Here is a 19,358-nt window from a genome sequence, read left to right as displayed (position 1 = left end):
ATATGCCCGGCCTCGAGGCGACCGCGGTACTGGCCGACGTCGCTCGCCCGGTCGCCGCGTCGGGAGTCGTTGGTTTCGAGCCGTCGACGACCCTCGTGGCCGCCGGCGGCGTCGCGGCGCTGCTGGTGTTGCTGGTCCTCTCGGGGTTTTTCTCCTCGGCCGAGATCGCCATGTTCTCGCTGGCCCACCACCGCATCGAGGCGCTCGTCGAGGACGGGGCGTCCGGCGCCGAGACCGTCCAGGCGCTGAAGGACGACCCCCACCGACTGCTGGTGACGATCCTCGTCGGGAACAACCTCGTCAACATCGCGATGTCCTCGATCGCGACGGGACTGTTCGCGATGTACACGAGCCAGGGGCGGGCGATGCTGGCGGCGACGTTCGGCGTGACGGCCGTCGTCCTGCTGTTCGGTGAGAGCGCGCCCAAGTCCTACGCTATCGAGAACACCGAATCGTGGGCACTGTCGGTCGCTCGTCCCCTCAAAGTCTCGGAGTACGCGCTGTTCCCGCTCGTGGTCACGTTCGACGCGCTGACACGGGTGCTTAACCGCCTGACCGGCGGCACGGCCGTCGAGGAGTCGTACGTCACCCGCGAGGAGATCCGGGAGCTGATCCGGACCGGCGAGAGCGAAGGGGTCATCGAGGCCGACGAACGCGAGATGCTCCAGCGCGTGTTCCGGTTCAACGACACCATCGCCAAAGAGGTGATGACGCCGCGATTGGACGTCACCGCCGTCGCTCGAGAAGCGACCGTCGACGAAGCCGTCGCGAAGTGCGTCGAGAGCGGCCACACCCGCCTGCCGGTCTACGACGGCGATCTCGATACCGTCGTCGGGATCGTCGCGCTCGGCGACCTCGTCGGTGATCGCGAGTCGACCGACGACGGCTTGCTCGAGGCCCACGTCGAGGAGACGCTGCACGTCCCCGAGAGCAAACACGTCGACGAGCTGTTCCGCGAGATGCGCCAGCAGCGGGTCGAACAGGTCGTCGTCATCGACGAGTTCGGGACGACGGAGGGGATCGTCACCACCGAGGACATCGTCGAGGCCGTCGTCGGCGAGATCCTCGAGACCCAGGAGGACGACCCGATCGAGACCGTCGACGACCGAACCGTCCGGGTCGACGGCGAGGTGAACATCGAGGCCGTCAACGACGTCACCGGCGTCGAGTTCCCAGAGGGCGAGGAGTTCGAGACGATCGCCGGCTTCGTCTTCAACCGCGCCGGCCGACTGGTCGAACCCGGCGAAACGTTCGCCTACGACGGCGCCGAACTGACCGTCGAACGCGTCGACGATACGCGCATCAGGCGGGTGCGCATCAGCGAGTCGGAGCCTTCGGTAACGGACGGCTCCGGTGTCGCCGCCTCGAGTTAGGTTGCGTTCGGTTCTTTTCGCTGTTCGATCTGATCGGTATGACTTGACGCTCAAGTGGCCGTCGTAGCTGCGGGTCGGTCTGTTGGAGTGACGACTGTTCGAGGACGTCCTCGAGATCGGGCGTAACGCGCCACGATTTCTGGCCAGTGGGGTATCAACCCAGACGCCGGGCCACTCGTCGTGCCAGTACCAGTCAGCGGTGTCCGGTCCCCAAGCGAGCCTGATCGCTCTCGCGAAGGCGATTGCGAGGCGATTCCGGTCGTGGTAGATTTCGTTGAGAGTCTTCTCGTCAGTTAGTGGCGGGTTGTCCGTACCCATGTCTCAATGTGACTCGAGAGCGGGTGATATCAATCAGGAATATCATAGTCTCGTACTAGTGAGACCAATGTTTAAACAAATTTAGGCCCAGTTAGGAACGTAGCCATGCCAATCCATCCGTTGGTAGAAGTTGGTCGTACGTCGGGCGGTGTTGTACTCCCGAAGAGCGAACTTCGGGCGCTTGGATTGGTTGATAATGAAGGAAGTGTAAAAGGCCGTCCTGTTCGAGTCACACGAACAAATACTGCAACATGGACGGTATCTCTAATTGATCCGGATGATTATCCAGAGATAGAGACATCTACTCAGTAAAAAGGGTGAGATGGGCTATTTCCGAACTTTCGGACAGACATTCTCTTTTGCCGACGGGACTTAAAGACGCTTCCTTGGTAAGCGAAGCCTGTTAATAGCTAAGGGACCCACTTCGTCCTAAAGATTTATTGAGTAGCCGTTGAACTTCCTTATAACGAAAACCGTCATAGACCCTTTATGTCACACTCAAAGCTCCTTCCGCTTGGCCTACTATATGTTGATGGCCAGCGAGAAGTTGACGGTGCAACTCGATTCCAAAAGCTAGTATTCCTTGCTCAGGAAGAAACAGATCTCTATAATGCATTTGAATTCCGAAGCGACAAATATGGTCCCTTTTCACCAGAGTTGCACGCAACTCTTGACAAACTACAGGAGAGGGACCTAATAGCCAAGGAAGTGAAGAAAAATAGGAGTGGAAATGAAAAATACGCCTACAGATTGACGCCCACTGGACAGCAGGTTGTGCAAAAGCTTATCAATAGAAATGATTTGTCTGGATTTGATGACATTCTTGAAGATGCCCAGAATGTAAAGAAGAGATACAATAATAAGCCTCTTGATCGGCTTCTTCGGTATGTTTATTCTAAATATCCAGAGTACACTGACGAAAGCGAGCTTGATGAATTCAAACCAGCTTAATCATTCTTCCTGAGACTCAGATTCTTCCTCCTCTGCTTGTATTTCGAATGAAGATAGCTCTGCTTGTTCACCAAGGTCATGCAGTATTTCATCAAGTTCACCTTCAATTTCTGTAGCAATCTCCTCAGAATTGATTTCCATTTCTGTGTATGGGTCCTCCTCAGTGAAAAGCACATGTGTGATTGCAGAGCCTTTTAGGAGTATACTTCGGCCTAAATCAATTGGATCCCCGACCAATTCTTCACCATCATACTCTACTTCATATGGGTCCTCGATATAGAGTTCATGTTCCTCTTTGTCCCAAGCTGCTTCATTGAACTGGCCTTGAATAACTGTACCATCTCTGAGTTTAACTTCAATCTCTTCACTGTTGGCTTCATCAAATGCGTACTGCCAGGGTGGGCGTCGATCAAGAACTCTATCGGGATTTAGACATCTGTCATCAAGCTCTCCAATAACTCTCCCAATCACAAGAGAGACTCCTACGTGAATTATATAAAAAACAGTCATAATTGGAATAGACATGGAAAACAACTCCTCATCATTGACGATATTAAGGGAGGTAGATAGAGATTCTACTATATCTGTGAGCTGGTCAAAGTATATTGGCGTAGATACATACAGTAATAGTAATGAAAACAAACTCAAGAAAACACTGAAAACAACCCACTGGATCCGTGAGAGTTTAGATTGTTTTCCTGTTCTTCGATAGTAGATTTCGAGCGCTACTAACCCCGGGACAAGAAGTAGAATAATCGCAAGAAGACTAATTGGAATTCGAGTCGCACTCGTCATCTACACAGCAATCATGATACCAGATATAAAACTCTTCTATCTCTGTATTTTCTCCGTCAGTCCATATTGGATATCCGGAATTATAACTCAATATAATTAACAAATTAGTTTCCAAACTGTGCCGTCAGTGATTGTTCCGTTATAAGATAGTGTGCGCCAATCATATCTCCAAGGAACCGGCCTATGGCCGGATTCGGTATTCGTTCAGTTTCCCCATCTTCGAACTAACCACCGACGTATCCATCACTTCGGTATCCCGACTGTGAGTAGCCAGAAATGATCCGTCCGAAGTTCGCGGTCGGGCTTTCACCCATCTCTCGACGAGCGGTCGTGATGAGTGCTTCCTCAAGGCCTTTCCAGTCCTGATTGTGGGTGGCGAGCGACGGTGTCGCAGTCGACACTTCGAATGCTGGTCTGTCTCGATTACGAACTGCCCAGAGACACGGTACAGCTGTGTGCGGATCACGGAACGGCATCTCTTCGGAGTAGACGTTCCGTGCCAGTGCGCTCACCCGTCCCCGTATACTCCGTTCGGTTTGACTGATATACTCGAGGCCGTCACGGTCACGATGGCGAACACGGTAGAGTCCCGGATCAGTTAAGATCGCTGTCAACTCATCATCTGTCGGATTAAGAGATAGCCACTCGCACCAGTTTACCTCCATCCAGTCGTCTGCATACAGATCTCGCTCGTTCATATCTGTTCGTTATACCATACAAGCCGCTTACCTATCATTAAACCCTCAGTCGGAATCCGCACCTCGATACCGTGTCCCTCGAGCATTCGTCAACGCCCCTGAGAACCAATTCTTGCAACGAGTGTTCCAAGAATAACCAAAATCATCATAATTCCCCCTTTTGCCAGCAATGGATATGTAACATCGATTCTCGTTAAAAGAGATGTTTGTAGACGGTGGAGAGGCTCTCCTTGACTGATAGTAGTAGTCGGATTAGTAGTGACAGACAGAATTAACAAACCGGTGAACGCGATGGTACCGCTTATAGCGAGAACGATCGCCCATTCGTCGATTCCGCGCCTGTTCATAGACGTTATGATGTGATCAATAATAAAAACAGTTCTGCATATCTGAGTTTCAGTTTACAAACTCATTCGAGTATAGAGTGTTCGAGAATCAGAGTAGAGTCGGACGAGCGATCATAGAGTAGCGATCGATACAGATCAAGTAATTAACGGAGCAACAATCGTTTTGAGGCATCGATATCTGGATGGGACTCCATCAAGGAAACCGATGACTAAGGCTCTTCATTAAGATTCTTGAGGCGGCCGACGATAGAGCGTGGTAAGGTCGATTGGCTATGAGGGTCGTATAATCAACTGCGTTGATACGCCGTTTCAAACTTAGTTATCGATAACAAGCTCTTCTACGTGGCTAGCATTGAACTGACTCACAAACTTTTGAGAGAGATCACGAAGGTGAGTGCGAGATCGGCGCTTGGCATTTGGCTGCGTCTGCTCGAGTCGGATCTTTTCGAAGAGATCATGAAGGGTAACGTGATGCGTGTACGCTGGCTCTTCCTCGGGATCAGTTGCAGTATGGAGTATCCAGACAAAGCCGTCGGTAGCAATACCGACGATCGGCCGGTTAGTAGCCATCTGCAGGTATTCGAACGACTCTTTTCGAGCGTTCTGAATTCGGCCTGGTTTTTTTACCTCACCGAAGTTCGTGATATCGAGGTTTAGTGCGGTGAAGTCCGGATAACGGCCACCAAGTCCATTGAAGCCAGTTGGCTGAAATCGAGGTTCATACCCGAGAACCTGCATCACTGGCTCGATCAATTCCTCCTCGATAAATCGCTCCGGCTTCTGCTCGAGTTTGCTACCTTGGAGAACCGCTCCCTCGAGAATAACCTTCGCAGCGTGCTTCTCCCCCGCCTGTTTGTTCAGTACCCGAATGAACCGCTCAATAGCACGAACTAAATTTTGACTCCGTGCTTCGGTTTGAATATCAGATAGGTCGTCCTGCTCCATCGACTCATTGTCTACTTTTCTATCAAATTAACCTATTGGCAATGCTATCCCTGAAGCGCTTGAGGCGAGGGAGTCGGTCGATTCTCAACGTCGAGTTTCCTATCGAGATATTCCTGGCCCTCACAGGTGATCTCGTACATATTGCTATCCTCGACGATCGGGGTAATCAGTCTAACCTGACAAAGCAACAGACACCGTTCCTCCATCCGTCCGCGAGATGCAGTGAGATCGACGACTCGAGACATACAACGAGGTGTCGACCACGAATCCTCCGCTAAATGCTCGAGGATTCGTTCATCGAGCGTGCTTCCGTTCCGTCACGATTCAGAGGTTTGACTTGCAGTTTGGCCGTCTCTCGATCCGTTTCCGTTCAGGTAGACGTCGTTTTCAGCATCGTACTCTTCGTCGAGATACGCCTTCCCGCTGTCTGTGATCGTGTAGACTCCATTTCCGAGGGGAGTCAAGAGTCCATGCTCTGCGAGTTTTTTACACCGGCGAGAAACAGAGGAGTGAGAGATTCTAATACCGTCTTCTTCCGCTAACTCTCCGACTGGTTTCCCCCCTTCTTTCCGTAGCGTCTCGAGAATTCGATCGTCCCAGATCGTCATCCATGTTCCCGATTTTCTCATCGTATCGTCGGTTCAGCATGGGCTTACCTATTACTCATGCTTTCCCCGTTCAATAGAGGTCTATTCTATAATACATACTCGTTGCATTTATGCAATATTGGACTATATTCAGAACTAAGGAGCTACCGACTCGGCTGAAGATGACTCTCATCGGAATGCGAGGCTGGGCGGCGCTGCAACGCCGCCCGAAAGGTAGCTCCGGTGATCCGGAATGAATCGCGGAACTTCCGTGGGGACGACACCCCACGCACGGCAGGAGGTATCGCCAGCCAAAAGGTCTGACGACCGCTACGCCTGCGGTGCTCAAGCAGACAGTGACGACGGTCAATACGGGGGTCTCGAGAACGTATGAGCGACGATCTCGAGCCAATTACACCTCGAGAGGCGGTCGAATGCTACGTCGCTCACCGGGAGCCAGAGCTAAGCGAAAAGACCCTCCAGAATCACAACTACCGACTCAATTCCTTCGTCGAGTGGTGCGAAAAAGTCGGCCTCGAGAACCTCAACGACCTCTCCGGACGAGACTTACACCGTTACCGCGTCTGGCGCCAGCAGGACATCAACCTCGTCACGCTCCGCGGGCAACTGGCGACGATTCGCGTCTTCCTCGAGTTCTGTGCCTCGATCGATGCCGTTGAATCGGGAATGCGTGAACGGGTGAAACTTCCCGAGGTCGATCGCGATGAAGACGCACGTGACGAACTGCTTGAGCCCGAGCAGGCGGAGAAGATACTCGGCTATCTCGAGCGGTACAAGCGTGCGAGCCGCGAACACGTTCTCGTCGCGATCCTCTGGCATACGGGGATTCGCCTCGGGAGCCTCCGTGCGATCGATCTCGAGGACTACGAACCCGACGGACAGTGTTTCTGGCTCCGCCATCGACCCGGAACGGGAACGCCACTCAAGAATCAGGAACCGGCTGAACGGGCGATCGCACTCGACGACTACTACTGCGGTGTACTCGATGAGTACATCCGATTCCATCGGCACGACATCACTGATGACCACGGCCGCCAACCGCTGGTGACGAGCGATCAAGGTCGGTTGAGTTCGAGTCAGATTCGCTCGGAGGTGTACCGGCTCACCCAGCCCTGTATGATTGGGGACTGTCCCCACGATCGTGATCCGATGGACTGTGAGGCACGCAAGTACGGTCACTACTCGGAGTGTCCCAGTAGCCTCTCGCCACACACGATCCGACGCGGTGCGATCACCCATCAGCTCCGAGAAGGTGTCCCGGAGCGAATCGTTAGCGACCGGTGTGACGTTTCACCGGAGGGTCTCGAACACCACTACGACCGACGCACGGACCGAGCAAAGATGGAGCAGCGACGTGACTTCATCGAAGACCTCTAGGAATCTGGAGACAGCAATCAGCAGTTGTCGCTGATTGCTTAAACCCAGAATTCGGGAAGTAAAACGCCTGAAACGCCAGAATTGTATGGACTCGCCGGGATTTGAACCCGGGGCCTCTCCCATGCCAAGGGAGTGATCTACCTCTGATCTACGAGCCCTCGTACGCATTCCTCCATTTTCCGCGGGAATAGATAAACCCCTCGAAACGCTCGAGCCATCCCACGTATTAGCACACCACCCTGGTACTCGCTGGAAGGCGGGAGTAAACATTTGACCCATTACGTGGTCAGTGGTAACGGGTACCACAGAATGAAACGGGAGATGCTCACCACGGACTTCCTCGAGCGGGCGGTTGACAGCTACGGTGACGTCACCGGCGTCGTCGCCCACGACGGGACCGAGTACACCTACGAAGAGGTCAACGACCGCGTAAACCGGCTCGCACACGCCCTCGAGGACAGTGGCGTCGAACAGGGGGACCGCGTCGCCTTGCTCGCGCCGAACACGCACTACTTCATCGAGACGCTGTACGCGACCAACAAGCTGGGCGCGGTGTTCGTCCCACTGAACTACCGGCTGGTCTCGGGCGAGTACGAGTACATCCTCGAGGACTGCGCGGCGAACACGATCGTCGCGGACTACGACTACGCCGAGAAGATCGAGGCGATCCGCGACACGATTCCGGCGGACACGTTCGTCGGGTATCGGGCCGACGAGATCGAGGGAGAGTGGGCCGACTACGAGGAGTTCCTCGAGGGCCAGCCCACCGAGGAACCCGACCGTCCCGAGATCAGCGAGGACGACGACGCCAGCATCAACTACACCTCGGGGACGACGGGCGATCCGAAGGGCGTCGTCCGCACCCACCGTACCGAGCACTGGCACGCGCTGGTGCTCAACCAGCACATGGAGATCCGGGACGACGACACCTACCTCTGGACGCTGCCGATGTTTCACTGCAACGGCTGGGGGCACACCTACGCGATCACGGGCACGGGCGGGACCCACGTCTGCCAGCGGACCTTCGACGCCGCGGGCGTCTTCGAGCGCGTGCGCGAGTACGACGTCTCGTTCATGTGCGGCGCACCGACGGTGCTGAACAACCTGATTCAGTACCACGAGGAACACCCCGACCTCGAGACCACCGGCGACCGCGACGTCCGAATCGCGACCGCCGGCTCGGCCCCCGCCACGGCCACCATCGAGACCGTCGAGGACGAGTTCGGCTGGCGGATCATCCACATCTACGGGCTCACCGAGACCGCGCCGATCATCACGACGAGCAACTCGCCGCGCCGGCTCGCCGAGCGCGGCCGCGAACTCAAGGTCAAACAGGGAAGTCAGACGCTCTGTACCGACGTCCGGGTCGTCGACGAGGACGGCGCGGACGTCCCGCGGGACGGCGAGACCATCGGCGAGATCGTCGTCCGCGGCAACCAGGTGATGGACCGCTACCTCGAGAAGCCCGACGCCACCGAGGAGGCGTTCACCGCGCGCCTCGAGGGCTACTTCCACACCGGCGACCTCGCGACGATCGATGAGGACGGGATGGTCGCGATCCAGGACCGCAAGAAGGACATCATCATCTCCGGCGGCGAGAACATCTCGAGCATCGAGGTCGAGGACGTCCTCTACGACCACCCCGACGTCGGAAAGGCCGCGGTCATTCCGGTCCCGAGCGAGAAGTGGGGCGAGACGCCGAAGGCCCTGGTCGTCCCGCGAAGCGGCGCCGAGCCGACCGAGGACGAGATCCTCGAGTTCGTCGGCGAGCACCTCGCGGGCTACAAGAAGCCCTCGAGCGTCGACTTCGTTGAAGATCTCCCCGAGACCGCGACCGGCAAGGTCCAGAAGTACGAACTCCGCGAGGAGTACTGGGACGAAGAGGAGACGCGCGTGGGACAGCAGTAATTGATCGCTCGACTGACCGCGATCGCACTCCACACTTTCACTACTGGATCGCTCGAGAACACCACCCACCATTCGAGCACCGACCAGCTACGGTTCGAGGAAGCCAGTCTAGAAACCCTTTAGTCCGTCCGAGCGAAGACACTGGTGGGAAGCGCACGGCCGCAAATCTGACTGCGCCGTCCACTGTTTCGGACGGCTTGGGATTGCGGAAGTGCACGGACGGTCGCAGCGGCGACTGTCACACGACTTCAGCGGTCAGTGCGGTTCCTATCCTCACCAATGGCACGAATGCACACCCGCCGTCGCGGCTCGTCCGGATCGGACAAGCCGACGGCAGACGACCCGCCGGAGTGGAGCGACGTCGACGCGGACGATATCGAAGCCCGCGTCGTCGAACTGGCAGAGCAGGGCTACGATCCCAGTCAGATCGGGATGAAGCTGCGTGACGAAGGTGTCACGGGCACGCCCGTCCCGGACGTCAAGCTGGCGACCGGGAAGAAGATCACCGAGATCCTCGAGGAGAACGACGCGCGATCGGAGTTCCCCGAGGACCTCTACAACCTGATGGAACGCGCCGTGCGCCTGCGCGAGCACATCCAGCAGAACCCGCAGGACTACCAGAACAAGCGCGCCCTGCAGAACACGGAGTCGAAGGTCCGACGCCTCGTCGACTACTACCGCGGCGACGAAGTCGAGCCGGACTTCACGTACTCCTACGACGTCGCGAAAGAGCTCCTCGACGAGGAGTAACCCCACCGAATCTAGATGGCCACCGATAGTCGGTCCGCCGAGCCGGCGTCTGCCCCCGCCGCGGAGGCGATCGGGAGCGCCGGCTTCGTCCACCTCGTCGCGCGCGCCGACGGCGACGCGCTGGCGGCCAGCGGCCTGCTCGCGCGGGCCCTGGCCGACCGCGGGACGCCGTTCCAGGTGAGCGTCGGCCCCACGGTCGCCGACCGAACCGAGCGCGTTCGCGACCGACGGGCGGCGGCCGACGACGTTACCGTCGCCATCGGCGCCGTCGACGCGGACGCGACGCGGCTCGATACTGACGACCGACCCGCCACGCTCGCGGCGCTCGAGGCCGTTCGCGGCCTCGAGGCGTCGCCGGATCACGTCCTCGCGCTCGCGGGGCTCGTGGCCGCTGGCGTCGAACCCGGTGCCGGCGAGAGCGAGTGGGTCCTCGAGGCCGCGCGGACGCAGGGCCTGGTCGATCGCCGACCGGGCGTCGCGGTGCCGACGACCGATCCGGTCGACGGTCTCGCCCACTCGACGCGCCTTCGCGCGCCGTGGTCGGGCGACCTGAGCGCGACGCGGACCGCGCTCGAGGAACTCGGCGTCGACCTCGCCGCGCCGGACGCGTTCGATTCGGACGCCCACCGGACGATCGGCTCCGCCGTCGCCCTCGATATCGTCGGCGACGACGAGGCGGTACCGGCCGCGGCCGAGACGGTCCAGCGCGTGCTACGGCCGTACGCGACGGCCGACGCGCCGTTCGCGACGATCGGCGGCTACGCGGACGTCCTCGAGGCGACCGCCCGCACCGAGCCGGGCACCGGCGCCGCGCTCGCGATGGGCCACGACGCCCGCGAGCCGGCACTGGACGCCTGGCGCGAGCACGGCCGACGCGCCCACGCGGCGCTCGAAGCCGGCTCGACGGGACGCTACGACGGGCTGTTCGTCGTCGGCGTCGACGACGGCCCCGTCGAAGCGGTCGCCCGGATCGCCGCGGCCTACCGGTCGCCGGAATCGACCGTCCTCGCCGTCGCCGACGGCGAGGCGGCGATCGCCACCCGCGGCGGCGAGCCGCTGGGGGCGACCGTCGAGGCGGTCGCACGCGAACTCGAGGAGGTCGGGATCGAGGGGGTCGCCTACGACGGCGGCCGCCGCCGCGGCTACCTACGGTACGATCCCGGCGTAGACGAGTCGACGCTCATACAGATCGTGAGGGACCGACGATGAGTCGGCGCGCGACCATTCGAACGCGCCACGACGACCCCGAACTCGTCGCGCGGGCGCTTCGCCCGGACAACACCGACGAGATGGAGACGGTCGTCGAGCGCGAGGACGGCGATGCCGAGACTAAGACCGAGGGCGCCGTCGTCACGCACATCGAACGCGAGGCGACCGGTGGCCTCCACTCGAACGTCGACGACTACGTGGTCAATCTCGAGGTGGCGATCGACGTGGCCCGTTCCGGACGGGACCCAGGGGAACAGCGCGAGCTACCAGCGGACGCGGGGCCCGCGTCCGATGCGGACAGTAACACTACAGATACATCATGAGTGAACGATCAGTTTCACGCGCGAAACAGGAGAAGCGGTGGTACACCGTCCTGGCACCCGAGCAGTTCGACCGCCAGGAACTCGGCGAAACCCCCGCTGACGAACCGGAAAAGGTCTACGACCGAACCATCGAAACGACGCTGGGCGAACTCAACAACAACGCCAGCGAGAACAACACCAAGCTGACCTTCAAGATCACCGACGTCGGCAGCGACTCGGCGTACACGGAGTTCGTCGAGCACTCCCTGACCCGGGACTACCTGCGGTCGCTGGTCCGACGGGGCGCCTCGAAGGTCGAGGCCTACGTCACCGTCCTCACGACGGACGACTACCGCGTCCAGATCCAGCCCGTCGCCTTCACGACCAAGAAGGCCGACGCGAGCCAGGAGAAGGCCATCCGCAACCAGATGGTCGAGATGATCGAGGAGGCCGCCGCCGAGCGCTCCTTCGAGGAGCTCATCGACAGCGTCGTCGAGGGTCGACTCTCCTCGGGGATCTACGGCGAGGCCAAGACGATCTACCCGCTGCGTCGCGTCGAGATCCAGAAGGCCACCCTTGAGGCCCACCCCGAAGAAGTCGCCGAAGAGGAAGCGACCGCGGTCGACGTCGACGAGGAAGACGTCGCGGCCGAATAATCGGTCCGTACTCGGACTCGAATTCGAAGCCGAGTCCGACTCTCGAGTCGCGATCACCAACCGAGATCGATTTTTCTCGCGGACGCCGTCTCGTCGCAGAGCCCCGGGCATAGCAGTCGAGTCGCGGCGCCGCGACGACGCAGATATCGAACTGCGGAGCCACAGCACCGTCGCACACGATACGACGCTCGAGGCGCGTACCGAGCGCCTCGTCTCGCTACGCCCCGCTCTCCTCACCGTCGGGGCGGTCGTCGTCGTCGATCCACTTCTCGCCCCACTCGAGGATCTCGTCGAACGCCGAGAGGAGGTCGTCGCCCTTCGGCGTCAGCGAGTAGTAGACGGCGATCGGGCTCTCCTCCTCGACTCGCCGCTCGACGTAACCCGTCTCCTCGAGGTCGTCAAGCACGCGGGACAGCGTCTGTGAGTTCGCGTCCGTCGCACGCTTGAGCTCGTTAAAGCGGAGTTCGCCCTCTCGGAGGACGTGAATGACGGTCAACCGCCACCGCGAGCCGACTTCCTCGAGGGTCTTGATCACCGGACAGCTGGCGTATTTCGCTTCGAGATCCGAGTGCGGTGACATCGGTGTGACTTGCTCATACCGACGTTCGCTGAACTATATCACAGTTACGTCCCAACAGCAGGTATGGTGATGTAACCGGCCGTCTGGCTGCTCATCTGCGTATCGCGTGCCGACCACCGGCGAAATCACCTAACGCACGATCATGAACGTACTCCTACTCGGTGCGAGCGGACGAATCGGGCGACGAATCGCGACCGAACTCCTCGAGCGCGGCCACGAGGTGACGGGGACGTCCCGCAGCGGCGAGATCGACGGGATCGACGACCCCGACTTCGGCGCGGTCGCCGCCGACGCGACTGATGCGGATGAAATTGCGTCTCTCGCGGCGGATCACGACGCCGTCGCGTCGGCGCTCGGCCCGTCGGACGACGCGGACGTCGACGTCCTCGTCGAGATGGCCGAAGCGGTCGTCGAGGGACTCCAGCGGACGGACACCGACCGCCTGGTCTGGACCGGCGGCGCGGGCGGCCTGCGCGTCGACCCGGAGACGATGCTCATCGAGACCGAAGAGTTCCCGAACGAACTCGAGCCTCTCGCGCAGGCGGCCATCGACGCGTACGGGGTCATCGGCGAGGCCAACGACCTCCGGTGGACCTACCTCGGGCCGGCAGCGGTGATCGAGCCCGGCGAGCGAACGGGCGAGTACCGAACCGCGGACCGACGGCTCGTCGCCGACGAGAACGGCGAGAGCTACATCTCGATGGAGGACTTCGCCGTCGCGTTCGTCGACGAACTGGAAAACGAGGAGGCGGTCCACACGTACCTCGGCGTCGGTCACTGACGCCGCGAGTCTCGCGACGGTGAACGGAGACGTCAGACTCGAACGGACCGGCGAACCGATTCCGAACCGACACCTCGCTACTGGATCACCGCTGCTCTCGCTTTTAACAGCCCGCGGTCCGTACGGCCGTCCATGCGTTCTCATTCGAGCGACCGCGAGCCGTCGTTCCGTTTCGACTACGACCCGGCGACGATCCGCTTCGGCGCCGGTAGCGTCGACGACCTCGAGGCCGAACTCGAGGCGCTGGGTCTCGAGCGCGCGCTGCTCGTCTGCGGTTCGACGGTGGGGGCGACGCCGACGGTAATCGAACCGGTGAGATCGGGGCTGGGAGAGCGGCTGGCCGGCGTGTTCGACGAGACGTCGGCGGCGAAGCGGCTCTCGACGGCGCTGGCGGGGCGCGACCGCCTCGAGGCCGAGGATGCCGACGCAATCGTGAGCGTCGGTGGTGGCAGTAGCCTCGATGTCGCGACGATCATCAGCGTTCTCGCGGCCAACGGCTACGGTCCGGCGGCCGCCGGCCGGGAACTCGCCGAAACAGGGACGCTTCCCGTCCCCGACGAAGGGCTGGTGCCGATCGTCACGGTGCCGACGACGCTCGCGGGCGCGGACCTCTCGTCGGTCGCCGGCGTCACCGCCGATCCCGACGAAGGGCCCGTCGACGAGCCGGCCAGCGGCGGCGTCTCCCACCCCGACCTGATGCCCGCGGCGGCGGTCTACGACCCCGAACTGGTCGCGACCACGCCGGACTCGATCCTCGCTGGCTCGGCGATGAACGGCTTCGACAAGGGCATCGAGACGCTCTACGCCGCCAACGCGACGCCCGTGACCGACGCGACGGCCAGACACGGCCTCGAGAAACTCGAGGACGGTCTCCGCGCGTTCGGTGACGGCGACCGAGACGTGGGGACCTTCGAGACGCTCCTCGAGGGGATCGTCCTCGTCCAGTACGGTATCTCTCGGCCCGGCGAGACGACGCTCTCGATCGTCCACGCCTTCGGCCACGGGCTGACGCGAACGTACGACGTCCAGCAGGGGGCCGCCCACGGGATCGTCGTCCCGCACGTCCTCGAGTATCTCTTCGAGCGGGAGGACGTGGACGCGCGGGCGGGGATGCTCGCGACCGCGCTCGGTGTCGGCGACGCCGCGGATCACGGCGCGGCGGTCGTCGAGGCGGTCGCGGAGATTCGGGACGGACTCGACCTCCCCGCGCAGTTGCGCGAGGTCGACGGCCCGCGGCCCGAGGAGTTCACCGCCGTCGCGGAGGCGATCCTCGAGGACTCGTTCATGGCGAACGCGCCGCCCGGACTGGCCCCCTCCGTCGAGGAGATCGAGGGGATCCTCGAGGCGGCGTGGTAGGTCGCAGCTACCTATCGACTCATAGATCTTTTCACTGATCGAACCACTTCATGCCCCGTATTGTCGGGCTGCAACGGTTCTACCGGAGGAATAAGTAACAGGGATCGGCATCACCGCCTCGGTAGGTATGACCGAGTACGACCGACGAGACGTGTTGAAGTACGTCGGCGTCGCGGTGGCGACCGGGGCAGCGGCTTCGGAAACCGGTGCCGCCCGATCGACCGACGCGTCGGCCCCGGCCGACTGGCCGACCCGGTACGGGGACGCAGACAGCAGCGCCGCCGCTCCCGAGACGGCCGGCCCCGAACCGCCGGTGGCGATCGACTGGACGGTCGAACGCGGCGGCCGTTTCGCCGCCGCCGGCGACCGCCTCTTTTTGGTCACCGACGACGGTCGCGTGGCCGCGTACGACGCGGCAAACGGCGACGAGGAGTGGATCACGGAGGTCACGGTCGACGGTTCGGCGGTCGCCGCGGTGGGCGCGCCGGCCGCCGATCACGACGCGGTATATGTGACGACCGCGGGCGATACCGCGTCGATCACCGCCCTCGAGGCGGCCGACGGGGAACGTCGCTGGCAGGAATCCGGGATCGGATACGAGACCAACCGGACGCCGGTGGTCGGGGAGGACCTGGTGCTCGTCGTCGCCGACGGGAGCCTGTTCGCCTTCGACGCGCGGGACGGGACGAGGGAGTGGCGATTCGACCCCGAACCGGTGACTGTCGACGGCGGCGAGCGCGGCGATCCGCTCCAGCGAGACCCCGTCGCCGTCGGCGACGGCGCGGTCTTTGCCGTGAGCAACAACCAGCTGTTCGCCCGGGAACTCGACTCCGGCGCGGCCCGCTGGGCCGACCGGGTCGACGACTGGGCCGCGGACACGTTCTCCGGTCGTCCGATGGCCCACGGCGACGCCGTCGCAGTCGTCAAGGACGACGCCGTCGCGGTCTACGACGCCGGCAACGGTGACGAGCGAGCGACGGTGCCGACCTACTCACCGGCCGCGCTCGCGGCCGATCGACTCTACGCGGTCGACGACGCGGCGTCGTCCGACCGGGAGGTCGTCGTGGGCTACGATAGAGCCTCCGGCGCTGACGAGTGGCGGTCCGCGGCCGACGCCGCGACTATCGAGGACGTGATCGTCGGCGACGGCGCGGTCTTCGCCGCCGTCGCGGACGACGGCGAGTCCGGCGCGGTCGCGTTCGATCGCGACGGCGGCGACCCGCTGTGGCGCCTCGAGACCGACTTCGAACCGAGCCAGCTCGCCGTCGTCGACGGAACGGTCTACGCGAGCGGCGACCGACTGGTCGCGATCCGATCGGAGGACGACGGCGAACCATCCGCGGACGACGGCGAACCATCCGCGGACGACGGCGATCCATCTGCGGACGACGGCAATCCATCCGCGGACAACGGCGAACCATCCGCGGACGACGAGGGCTCCGACGGCGAAGGCGCGCCGGGATTCACCGTCGGGACGGGAATCGTCAGCGGCGTCCTCGCGCTCGCGGCCGTGGGCCGTCGAGTCGCGAACGGAGGGGACTGAGCGTCCCCGGTTGCGGCTACTCCGCGGCGTAGTCGGGCCGCTCGGCGTACTCGATCGGATCGCGGACGCCGACGTTCTGGAACGCCTGCAGGCGGAACGCACAGGCGTCACAGGTGCCGCAAGCGGGCTCGTTCTCGCGGTAACAGCTCCACGTGTGTTCGTACGGGACCTCGAGGTCGACGCCGCGCTCGGCGATATCCGTTTTCGACCACTCGACGAACGGCGCCTCGATCGAAATATCGGTCTCGGGTTTCGTCCCGACGTCGACCACGTTCTCGAAGGCCTCGAAGAATTCGGGCCGGCAGTCCGGATACCCCGAGAAGTCCTCGCTGTGAGCGCCGATGAAGACGGCCTCGCAGTCGTTGGCTTCGGCGTAGGAGACCGCCATCGCGAGCAGGTTCGCGTTCCGGAAGGGGACGTACGAGGTGGGGATCTCGTCGCTCTCCATGTCCGCGTCCGCGACGGCCATCTCGTCGTCGGTGAGACTCGAGGCGCCGATCGCCGAGAGGTGACCGGTCTCGATCTGTAGAAAGTCGGCCGCGTCGAGTTCGTCGGCGAGTCGGCGGGCGCACTCGAGTTCGCGGTCCTCGGTGCGCTGTCCGTAGGAGGTGTGCAGGGCGTAGAGCTCGTACCCCCGGTCGCGGGCCTCGTAGGCGGCGGTGGCGCTGTCCATACCTCCTGAGAGGAGGATGACGGCGCGTTTCTTGGTCGATTCGTCGTCGTCAGTCGCGGTGTTCGCGTCGGTCATCGTAGTGCTGGTGGTCGAACGGTCGTCGGTTGCTACGTCTCGGGCGCGTCGTTCCAGAGGTCGACGTGGAGCCGCGGGGTGTACCGGAAGCCGTGCTCCATCGCGAGCTCGGCGACGCGGGTGCGGGTCTCCGCGAGGCGCTCGCGCGTCGCGCCCTCGGGCATCAAGAGCACGTCGTCGTCGCGGATCGGCGCGTCGGCGACGCCGCGGAGCTCCGCGAGCAGGTCGAGGATCTCCGGCAGATCGTCGCCGTCGGTGACGACGAACTTCAGCTGGAACTCGTAGTCCTCGACCAGTGCAGCGAGCGCCTCGAGGTCGATCCGGTCGCGCTCGTGGCGCTCGGCCCACCGCTCCGCGTCGGCTTCGTCGGCGTCGTCCGGCGCGCGCTCCGGCGTCGGCGTGCTGCTCTCGAGTTTCGGGCTGATCGAGGCGAGGTCGATCGGCGCGTCGCGATTGATCGTCCCGTTGGTCTCGACGGTGGTGTGGTAGCCGCGATCGTCGAGCGCCTCGAGGAGGGCGACGCTCTCCTCGTGGATCAGGGGCTCGCCGCCCGTGAGCACGACGTGGTCGGCGTCGTGGCTCTCGATCTCGGCGAGGATCTCCTCGAGGCCGAGCCACGCGTGGGTCGGCTCCCAGGAGGTGTGATAGGAGTCACAGAACCAACACCGGAGGTTACAGCCGCTCGTGCGGACGAACACCGACGGGACGCCGGCGAGAGTGCCCTCGCCCTGCAGCGAGTAGAACAGCTCGTTGATCGGGAGGCCGTCGTCGGGACGCTCACCGTGAGTCCCCGCACCGTCTCGAGCGCCAGCGCCCTCGCCCTCACCGTCGCGGTCGACGGAATCGGAGACCGGCATCTCAGAATCGGCCGCCCCCGCAGAGTTCGCTGGTCTCGTTGACCTGTACCCGCACGTCGGAGACGGTTTCGGGGAGTGCGGCCAGGAGCTTTCGCTCTAAGAGCACGCTCATCACCTCCGCGGTCGGCGGGTGCTCGAGGACGACGACCGCATCGCTGTCGCCCGACGCCTCGAAGGCCTCGATCAGCGGATCGCCCGCCTCGAGGAGAAACATGTGATCCCACTCGTCGATGACGTCGGTAATATCTCCCTTGTCGGCGACCCAGCCCTCGTCGGCGAGTTCGCCGACGACGGTGACGGCGACCTCGTAGTTGTGGCCGTGCGGGCGCGCGCACTTGCCGTCGTGGTGGCGGATCCGATGGCCGGTGCTGATCCTGATCGGTCGGTCGTGGCCGACTCGGAGGACGCGTTCGGTGCCGACGACGGGGTCCTGTCCGCGACTCGCTACCGCCGAGGCCTCACTACGTTCGGCCTCGCTATCGTCGGTCGTGGCCGCTGGATCGGATCCGTCGAACGGTTCGGTCATACCGCAGTATTCCCGTGGGATTACTTAAGGATGACCGACTGGCGACGGCGCCGGTTCGGCCGACTCGCTACTGCCCGCGTTCGGACGCTTCGCTCACGGCCTCGACTCGAACGGTAGATCGCGACAGTCACTCGAGGTCCGAAAAATCGCGTTGACCGGTCGCCGGCCCGGAAAAGCGATCGTTCGTCTCGTCGGTCGATTCCAGTCGACGTCTCCCATCCCTGCTTTCGGTCTGTCGATCCTCGGTCGCTCGAGACGGTTCAGTCAGTCCCTGAGCTGGTCTTGCAGTCTGTTCTTGGCCTCCGTTCGACGCTTTTGGGAGAGCTGCGGGCGATCCTTCGAGAAGTCGACCTCGATCTCGTCTAAGGTTCGCCGGTAGATGTTCGTGCGGCGCCCCTCTTCGGAGAGCTGTCGGCCCTCGCAGGTCAACAGTCCGGCGTTGACGAGTTCCTCGATGCGCCGATAGCACGTCGCGATCGGGATCTCGATATCTTCGCTCAAGGCCTGTGCCGACTTCGGTGTTCCCGCGGCGCAGAGGATCTCTGCGCTGTATTTATTCCCGAGCGCCGAGAGGACCGCGGTCGAATCCGCCTCGGCTCCATCCGTCCGACTCTGAGACATCGTTCATCCTCTAATGAATTATCAAGATTGAATCTTGTGGTTACCTGACCGGTCCAGTTGTATACTGGTCGGTGATTAAACTGGTCAACTCCTCGTCAGAAATTTTCCG

At 61.9% G+C, this 19,358-nt stretch carries 20 protein-coding genes, 1 tRNA gene and 1 pseudogene; 11 read left to right on the top strand and 11 right to left on the bottom strand.

What is annotated here, in order from left to right; genetic code table 11:
- Positions 1 to 2: 2 nt before the first annotated feature.
- A complete protein-coding gene (locus HTUR_RS06915; protein ID WP_012942603.1) occupies positions 3 to 1,373 on the top strand; it encodes a hemolysin family protein in 1,371 nt (456 codons plus the stop codon).
- Here HTUR_RS06915 and HTUR_RS27900 read toward each other — a convergent pair.
- Positions 1,318 to 1,691, bottom strand: a pseudogene (locus HTUR_RS27900) (hypothetical protein). The gene HTUR_RS06915 and the pseudogene HTUR_RS27900 sit on opposite strands and share 56 nt — an antisense overlap.
- A 489-nt stretch (positions 1,692 to 2,180) precedes the next feature.
- Here HTUR_RS27900 and HTUR_RS25485 point away from each other — a divergent pair.
- Positions 2,181 to 2,642, top strand: a complete 462-nt coding sequence (locus HTUR_RS25485) for a helix-turn-helix transcriptional regulator (protein WP_012942602.1) — start codon at positions 2,181 to 2,183, stop codon at positions 2,640 to 2,642.
- Here the strand turns inward: HTUR_RS25485 and HTUR_RS26665 are convergent, their stop codons facing one another.
- From HTUR_RS26665 to HTUR_RS25480, 4 genes are all read right to left on the bottom strand, one after another.
- A complete protein-coding gene (locus HTUR_RS26665; RefSeq protein WP_012942601.1) occupies positions 2,643 to 3,437 on the bottom strand; it encodes a DUF6338 family protein in 795 nt (264 codons plus the stop codon).
- A gap of 224 nt (positions 3,438 to 3,661) precedes the next feature.
- Positions 3,662 to 4,135, bottom strand: a complete 474-nt coding sequence (locus tag HTUR_RS26660; protein ID WP_012942600.1) for a hypothetical protein — start codon at positions 4,133 to 4,135, stop codon at positions 3,662 to 3,664.
- Between the two features lie 662 nt (positions 4,136 to 4,797).
- Positions 4,798 to 5,427 (bottom strand): hypothetical protein, encoded by a 630-nt coding sequence (locus HTUR_RS06905; protein ID WP_012942599.1) that lies wholly within the window; start codon positions 5,425 to 5,427, stop codon positions 4,798 to 4,800.
- Between the two features lie 317 nt (positions 5,428 to 5,744).
- Positions 5,745 to 6,056, bottom strand: a complete 312-nt coding sequence (locus HTUR_RS25480; RefSeq protein ID WP_012942597.1) for a winged helix-turn-helix domain-containing protein — start codon at positions 6,054 to 6,056, stop codon at positions 5,745 to 5,747.
- 348 nt (positions 6,057 to 6,404) lie between these two features.
- Here HTUR_RS25480 and HTUR_RS06895 point away from each other — a divergent pair, with 348 nt between their 5' ends.
- A complete protein-coding gene (locus HTUR_RS06895; protein WP_012942596.1) occupies positions 6,405 to 7,412 on the top strand; it encodes a tyrosine-type recombinase/integrase in 1,008 nt (335 codons plus the stop codon).
- An 86-nt stretch (positions 7,413 to 7,498) separates the two neighbouring features.
- Here HTUR_RS06895 and HTUR_RS06890 read toward each other — a convergent pair.
- Positions 7,499 to 7,570, bottom strand: a tRNA-Ala gene (locus tag HTUR_RS06890).
- A 151-nt stretch (positions 7,571 to 7,721) separates the two neighbouring features.
- Here HTUR_RS06890 and HTUR_RS06885 point away from each other — a divergent pair.
- From HTUR_RS06885 to HTUR_RS06865, 5 genes are all read left to right on the top strand, one after another.
- A complete protein-coding gene (locus HTUR_RS06885; RefSeq protein ID WP_012942595.1) occupies positions 7,722 to 9,320 on the top strand; it encodes a long-chain-fatty-acid--CoA ligase in 1,599 nt (532 codons plus the stop codon).
- A 279-nt stretch (positions 9,321 to 9,599) separates the two neighbouring features.
- A complete protein-coding gene (locus HTUR_RS06880) occupies positions 9,600 to 10,070 on the top strand; it encodes a 30S ribosomal protein S15 (RefSeq protein WP_012942594.1) in 471 nt (156 codons plus the stop codon).
- 15 nt (positions 10,071 to 10,085) lie between these two features.
- The gene (locus HTUR_RS06875) at positions 10,086 to 11,279 is read left to right on the top strand and encodes a hypothetical protein (RefSeq protein WP_012942593.1); all 1,194 of its coding nucleotides are present in this window, start codon (positions 10,086 to 10,088) and stop codon (positions 11,277 to 11,279) included.
- Positions 11,276 to 11,602, top strand: a complete 327-nt coding sequence (locus HTUR_RS06870) for a KEOPS complex subunit Pcc1 (protein WP_012942592.1) — start codon at positions 11,276 to 11,278, stop codon at positions 11,600 to 11,602. Before HTUR_RS06875 ends, HTUR_RS06870 begins: the two co-directional genes overlap by 4 nt.
- Positions 11,599 to 12,237: a 30S ribosomal protein S3ae gene (locus tag HTUR_RS06865; protein ID WP_012942591.1), complete on the top strand. Its 639-nt coding sequence runs from the start codon at positions 11,599 to 11,601 to the stop codon at positions 12,235 to 12,237. Before HTUR_RS06870 ends, HTUR_RS06865 begins: the two co-directional genes overlap by 4 nt.
- A gap of 217 nt (positions 12,238 to 12,454) precedes the next feature.
- On the opposite strand, the gene HTUR_RS06860 is transcribed toward HTUR_RS06865, so the two are convergent.
- Positions 12,455 to 12,817 carry a winged helix-turn-helix transcriptional regulator gene (locus HTUR_RS06860; protein WP_012942590.1) on the bottom strand — a complete coding sequence of 121 codons (363 nt, stop codon included), beginning with the start codon at positions 12,815 to 12,817 and terminating at the stop codon, positions 12,455 to 12,457.
- Between the two features lie 142 nt (positions 12,818 to 12,959).
- On the opposite strand from HTUR_RS06860, the gene HTUR_RS06855 reads away from it, so the two are divergent.
- The 3 genes from HTUR_RS06855 (at position 12,960) to HTUR_RS06845 (ending at position 16,497) form a co-directional block, all read left to right on the top strand.
- Complete coding sequence (locus HTUR_RS06855; protein WP_012942589.1) at positions 12,960 to 13,598, top strand: NAD(P)-dependent oxidoreductase; 639 nt, start codon at positions 12,960 to 12,962, stop codon at positions 13,596 to 13,598.
- A gap of 132 nt (positions 13,599 to 13,730) precedes the next feature.
- Positions 13,731 to 14,954: an iron-containing alcohol dehydrogenase family protein gene (locus tag HTUR_RS06850; RefSeq protein ID WP_012942588.1), complete on the top strand. Its 1,224-nt coding sequence runs from the start codon at positions 13,731 to 13,733 to the stop codon at positions 14,952 to 14,954.
- 127 nt (positions 14,955 to 15,081) lie between these two features.
- Positions 15,082 to 16,497 carry an outer membrane protein assembly factor BamB family protein gene (locus HTUR_RS06845; RefSeq protein ID WP_012942587.1) on the top strand — a complete coding sequence of 472 codons (1,416 nt, stop codon included), beginning with the start codon at positions 15,082 to 15,084 and terminating at the stop codon, positions 16,495 to 16,497.
- Positions 16,498 to 16,513: 16 nt separating this feature from the next.
- Here HTUR_RS06845 and queC read toward each other — a convergent pair whose 3' ends face one another.
- The 4 genes from queC to HTUR_RS06825 all read right to left on the bottom strand — a co-directional run bounded on the left by queC (position 16,514) and on the right by HTUR_RS06825 (position 19,249).
- The gene (queC, locus tag HTUR_RS06840) at positions 16,514 to 17,245 is read right to left on the bottom strand and encodes a 7-cyano-7-deazaguanine synthase QueC (RefSeq protein WP_012942586.1); all 732 of its coding nucleotides are present in this window, start codon (positions 17,243 to 17,245) and stop codon (positions 16,514 to 16,516) included.
- A gap of 32 nt (positions 17,246 to 17,277) precedes the next feature.
- Positions 17,278 to 18,102 carry a 7-carboxy-7-deazaguanine synthase QueE gene (locus tag HTUR_RS06835; RefSeq protein ID WP_012942585.1) on the bottom strand — a complete coding sequence of 275 codons (825 nt, stop codon included), beginning with the start codon at positions 18,100 to 18,102 and terminating at the stop codon, positions 17,278 to 17,280.
- Position 18,103: 1 nt separating this feature from the next.
- A complete protein-coding gene (locus HTUR_RS06830) occupies positions 18,104 to 18,628 on the bottom strand; it encodes a 6-pyruvoyl trahydropterin synthase family protein (protein WP_012942584.1) in 525 nt (174 codons plus the stop codon).
- Positions 18,629 to 18,892: 264 nt separating this feature from the next.
- Entirely contained in the window at positions 18,893 to 19,249 is a 357-nt protein-coding gene (locus HTUR_RS06825) for a winged helix-turn-helix domain-containing protein (RefSeq protein WP_012942583.1), read from the bottom strand.
- Between the last annotated feature and the right edge of the window lie 109 nt (positions 19,250 to 19,358).

It is taken from the genome of Haloterrigena turkmenica DSM 5511 (genome assembly GCF_000025325.1).
GTDB classification, from domain to species: Archaea; Halobacteriota; Halobacteria; order Halobacteriales; family Natrialbaceae; genus Haloterrigena; species Haloterrigena turkmenica.
The sequence above is the reverse complement of the archived record's forward strand: the minus strand, read 5'-3'. Positions and strand labels throughout refer to the sequence as shown.